Annotated in this window: 4 protein-coding genes; 1 reads left to right on the plus strand and 3 read right to left on the minus strand. The window is 66.3% G+C overall.

Annotation, left to right across the window (positions count from 1 at the left end):
* Positions 1–56: 56 nt before the first annotated feature.
* The 3 genes from ligD to ACFX4F_RS21270 all read right to left on the minus strand — a co-directional run bounded on the left by ligD (position 57) and on the right by ACFX4F_RS21270 (position 4,008).
* A complete protein-coding gene (gene ligD / locus ACFX4F_RS21260; protein WP_380658351.1) occupies positions 57–2,534 on the minus strand; it encodes a DNA ligase D in 2,478 nt (825 codons plus the stop codon).
* Between the two features lie 3 nt (positions 2,535–2,537).
* Positions 2,538–3,467, minus strand: coding sequence for a Ku protein (locus ACFX4F_RS21265; RefSeq protein WP_380658354.1), 930 nt, complete (start codon positions 3,465–3,467; stop codon positions 2,538–2,540).
* A gap of 142 nt (positions 3,468–3,609) precedes the next feature.
* Positions 3,610–4,008, minus strand: a complete 399-nt coding sequence (locus ACFX4F_RS21270) for a hypothetical protein (protein ID WP_025875521.1) — start codon at positions 4,006–4,008, stop codon at positions 3,610–3,612.
* 141 nt (positions 4,009–4,149) lie between these two features.
* On the opposite strand from ACFX4F_RS21270, the gene ACFX4F_RS21275 reads away from it, so the two are divergent.
* Positions 4,150–4,476 carry a hypothetical protein gene (locus ACFX4F_RS21275; RefSeq protein WP_025875523.1) on the plus strand — a complete coding sequence of 109 codons (327 nt, stop codon included), beginning with the start codon at positions 4,150–4,152 and terminating at the stop codon, positions 4,474–4,476.
* Positions 4,477–4,540: the final 64 nt, after the last annotated feature.

Raw genomic sequence — 4,540 nt, forward strand, 5'->3', positions numbered from 1 at the left:
GCCGGCCGCTGGCCGGCCACCTCGATGATCCTGCAGTTGCCGGCCAGCGGCCGGCACTACCGCTTCAGCGTCGGCAGCGTCTGCTTCAGCGTGTCGATACCCTGCCACGGATCCGCCTTCAAACGCTTCGCCCGTGCCAACGCCTTGTCCATCGGAAACGCATCGGCAGCGCCGACCCGCGCCAGTTCTTCCCAGCGCAGCGGTACCGCCACGCCCGCGCTCTCGCGCGCACGCAGCGACCACGAACATACGCTGGTCGCGCCGCGTGTATTGCGCAGCCAGTCGATGAAGATCACCCCGCTGCGCTTGGCCTTGCTCATCGTCGCCACGTAGCGGTCCGGCGCCTGTTCGGCCATCGCCTGCGCGAACGCCTCGCAGAACGCTTTCGCGTCCTCCCAGTCCGCCTTTGGCTGCAACGGCACCACCACATGCACGCCCTTGCCACCCGACAACCGCACGAAGCTCTGCAGCCCGGTCTCCTGCAGCCGATCGCGCACATCACGCGCGCCGCGCTTGACGTCGGCCCAGCTCACGCCCTCACCTGGATCAAGATCGAACACCAGCCTGTCGGGATGCTCGGGATCGGCCACCGTCGCCCCCCAGGGGTGCAGCTCCAGGGTGTTCATCTGCACCAGCTGCAGCAGCCCGCGTTCGTCATCGATGTAGACGTAGTCCTCGCGCCCGCTCTTCTGCTGCAGCGGCACCGCATGCACGGCGTCGCCCAGACCCTGGCCGTGGTGCTTCTGGAAGAAACAGGCCTTGCCTACGCCATCGGGACAGCGCAGCAGCGACAGCGGTCGTCCACTGATTTCCGGCAGGATCCAGCGTGCCATCTGCCGGTAGTAGTCGGCGACGTCACCCTTGCTGAGCTTCTTCTTCGCAAACACCACACGCTCGGGATGGGTGATGGCCACGTCGTCGCCGTCATCGGCCGGTGCTGCACTCATCGCCAGGTCCTCCTTCTGCTTGTCACTGCGCAGTCGCTTGAAACTGGCCTGGCGCAGCAATCCTTCCTTGCCCCAGCCGCGGAACGCGATCTCGGCCACCGTCACCGGCTTCACCCAGCGCACGCTGGCCGCACGGAAGGGCACATGCGACGGCAGCTCCAGCACCGCTGCCTTCACCGCCAGCGGCGCCAGCGTGGCCGACAGCGCGCGCAGGCTCTCGTCGTCGAAGCCGGTACCGACCCGGCCGACATAGCGCAGGCCGCCCTTGTCCGGCGTGGCCAGCAGCAGCGAACCGAATCCCACCCGCGAGCCCTTTGGCGCGGTGTGGCCGATGATCAGGAATTCATCGGTGTCCTCGTGCTTCACCTTCACCCAGCTTCGTGCGCGGGCGTTCACATAGGGCGCATCGATCTGCTTGCTGACGATGCCTTCGAAGCCCGCCTTGCCGCTGGCCTCGAACACCGCCGGGCCGTGATCGATGACGTGCTCGCTGAAGGCCAGCGTGCCAACTGCATCGCCGATCAGTTCCTTCAGCAGTGCCTTGCGTTGCAGCAGCGGCGCGCGGCTGATGTCGACCCCGGCCACGCCCGGCAGATCGAACACGATGTAGCGCAGCGGTTGTTTCGAGCTGCCGTCGATCACCCGCTGCAGCGCGGCGAAGTCGCTGCGGCCGTTGTCATCCAGTACCACCAGTTCCCCATCCAGGCGTGCATCGCGTACCGGCAGCGCCTGTACGGCCTGCACCACTTCGGGAAAATCCGCCGTCCAGTCCAGGCCATTGCGCGAGCGCAGTTTTACCTCGCCCTCGTGCAGGTCGGCCAGCATCCGGTAGCCATCCCACTTGATCTCGTGCAGCCAGCGCTCGCCGTCCGGTGCGCTGTCGCGATGATCGGTGAGCTGTGGTTTGAACTGACGCGGGTAGTCCTTGTCACGCGCTCCGTCCAGCTTCAGCGCGCGCGCACGCCAGCGTGCATCGGCCTTGCGTGGATGTGCGGTACGCGGCACTGGCGCCGCCTTCTTCGCAGAGGCGCGGGGCGCCTTCGCAGATCTGGGTGCTGGCGCGTGCAGCAGATCGTCCGCTTCGGCATCCCATGCCTGCTCGTCGTCGCGCTTGATCAGCAGCCACTGCACCTGGCGCCCCTTCATCGCCGTGCGCACCAGCTTCCAGCTACCGGCCAGGCGCTGTCCATGCAGCACGAAGTCGATCTTGCCGGCCGCCAGCGCCTGCAGCGGATCGCCTTCGCAGGCCCAGCTGCCGTGATCGAATACGTCGACGTGACCCGCGCCGTAGTGCCCTTCCGGGATATCGCCTTCGAAGCCGGCATAGGACAGCGGGTGGTCTTCCACCTCCACCGCCAGACGCTTCTCACCCGCCCGCAGCGACGGTCCTTTCGGCACAGCCCAGCTCTTCAGCACGCCATCCATTTCCAGGCGGAAATCGTAGTGGCGGCTGCTGGCGTGGTGCAGTTGAACCACGAAGATCGGCCGTCGCTTCGGGTTGTCCCGTGCAGGCGCTTCATCCGGCTCGGGAGTCTGCCCGCTGCCTCCGCCCAGCCGACGCTTGCGCCGGTACTGATGCAACGACATGGCTCAACCTGCCTTGCGTCGCGCGACGGTTTTCTTTGCAGCCTTCTTCGCCGGGGCCTTTTTTGCCGGTGTCTTCTTCGCCGCTGTCTTCCTGGCCGGTGCCTTGCCCGCTGCCGCCTTCTTCGCCGGCGTGCGCTTGTTGGCATCCAGGCTCTTCTGCAGCAGCGACATGAAGTCCACCACGTTGGTGGTGGCATCTTCGCGCGGTGCCGGCTCGTCTTCTACCTTGGTCGTGCCGCCCTTGGACTTGATGCGCTTGTTCAGCACCTGCTGCAGGCGTTCGCGGAATTCATCGTGATACTGCGACGGATCCCAGTCGCCGGCCATCGACTCGATCAGCTGCTCAGCCATCGCCGTTTCCTTGCTGGTGATGCGGTAATCGGCGAGCTTTCCACTGGGCAGCGTGTAGTCGTCAGGCTCGACCAGTTCCTGTGGGTAACGCAGGATCATCAGCACCAGTGCGTCACCGTTGGGCATCACCGCGCACAGGTACTCGCGCGTTCGCACCACCACCCGCGCGATACCGACCTTGCCAGTGCTGCGCAGCGTTTCCCGCAGCAGCACGTAGCCTTTCTCGGCCTTTTTACCCGGCACCAGCAGATAGGGCTTCTCGTAGTAGCGCGGATCGATCTGGCTGGCGTCGACGAAGGTTTCCACCTCCACCGTTTCATGGCTTTCCGGCGCCGCCGAACGGATATCGTCTTCCTCCAGCACAACGTAGCTGCCCTTGTCGTACTCGAAGGCTTTGACGATGTCCTTCCACGGCACTTCTTCGCCGGTATCGGCGTTGACCCGTTCGAAGCGGATCGGTTTGCGGTCGCGCGAATCCAGCATGCGGAAGTGCAGGTCGACCTTGCGCTCACCGGACATCAGCGAGACCGGTACGTTGAGCAGGCCGAAGGAAAGCGTACCGGTCCAGATCGGGCGGGCCATGATGCGCACCTGGGTTTCAGCAGGGGTAGCCAGCTTCGGCCGGCTACCGTGAAACAACCGTGTCGACAACGTGCACGCCGTGCGGGTAGGGCCGCTGGCCGGCATCCCCAGGCTTCAAGGCGCTGCCGGCGAGCGGCCGGCACTACTGCAGCAGTGGCCTCACCGCAGCGGCAGGGATGTGGTCCAGCGCGCGCCAGGCATCTTCCACCACCGGCTGCGCCTGTGCCCAGTTCAGGCGCGACTGTCCACGCATCTGGTCCCAGTGCTCGGCCAGTTCGCCACTGGTATCGGCCTCACCGCCCCGCGGCCAGTCAGCGGCATGGGTGGTCAGTGCGAAGGCATACACCGGGCACAGATCGCGCCAGTTGCGATGCCCCTGTCCGCGGCGTTCCTCGTAGTCGCTCAGCATGTACTGCAGGTAATCCTGCGCCACCGCCTGCGGATCCTCCAGGCGACGCGTCCGGCGCTGCGTGCTGCGCTGGCCAAGCGGATCCAGCAGGGCGTTGAACACGGACGGGGCGGGGCGTTCAAGACGGGGCATGGCCGGCTCCTGCAGCGGGGCGGGTGGGCAGGAATACGCGCGCCGCCGTTATCCAGTCGTGACAAAGATGTTCATGACGCCAGGTTCGCAGTGGCTTTACTTCGTCCGCGCTCTAGTGGAGGCCTACCGGAGGAATGCCCCATGACCACCACCCGTGACCCCCTGCGTGAGAACCACACCCCCGAGCCGGGCGAGCAGCGCGGCAAACACGATCTGGCCGACGCCGAGGACCGTGGCGCCGGCATGTCGACACCGGACGAGGGCGTACTGCCCGTCGTGCGACGGCCTGAACAGGCCGCACAGGACCGCAAGGACTGTGGCGATCGCAACCGTGGTGGCCAGGAAAGCCCGCTGAAGCGGCGCGAGCGCAAGCAGCACGCCAGCGACAACCAGGACGAGGCGCTGGAAGAGACCTTCCCGGCCAGCGACCCGACCTCGCCATTCGTGCCAGCCAAGGCGCCGGATTGACGGGGCGTGCCGGCCGCTGGCCGGCAACCTTGACTCCTGCACGGAGCGATGCCGGCCAGCGGCC

This window comes from Stenotrophomonas sp. YIM B13575, assembly GCF_042787595.1.
In the GTDB taxonomy this organism is placed as follows: domain Bacteria; phylum Pseudomonadota; class Gammaproteobacteria; order Xanthomonadales; family Xanthomonadaceae; genus Stenotrophomonas; species Stenotrophomonas lactitubi_B.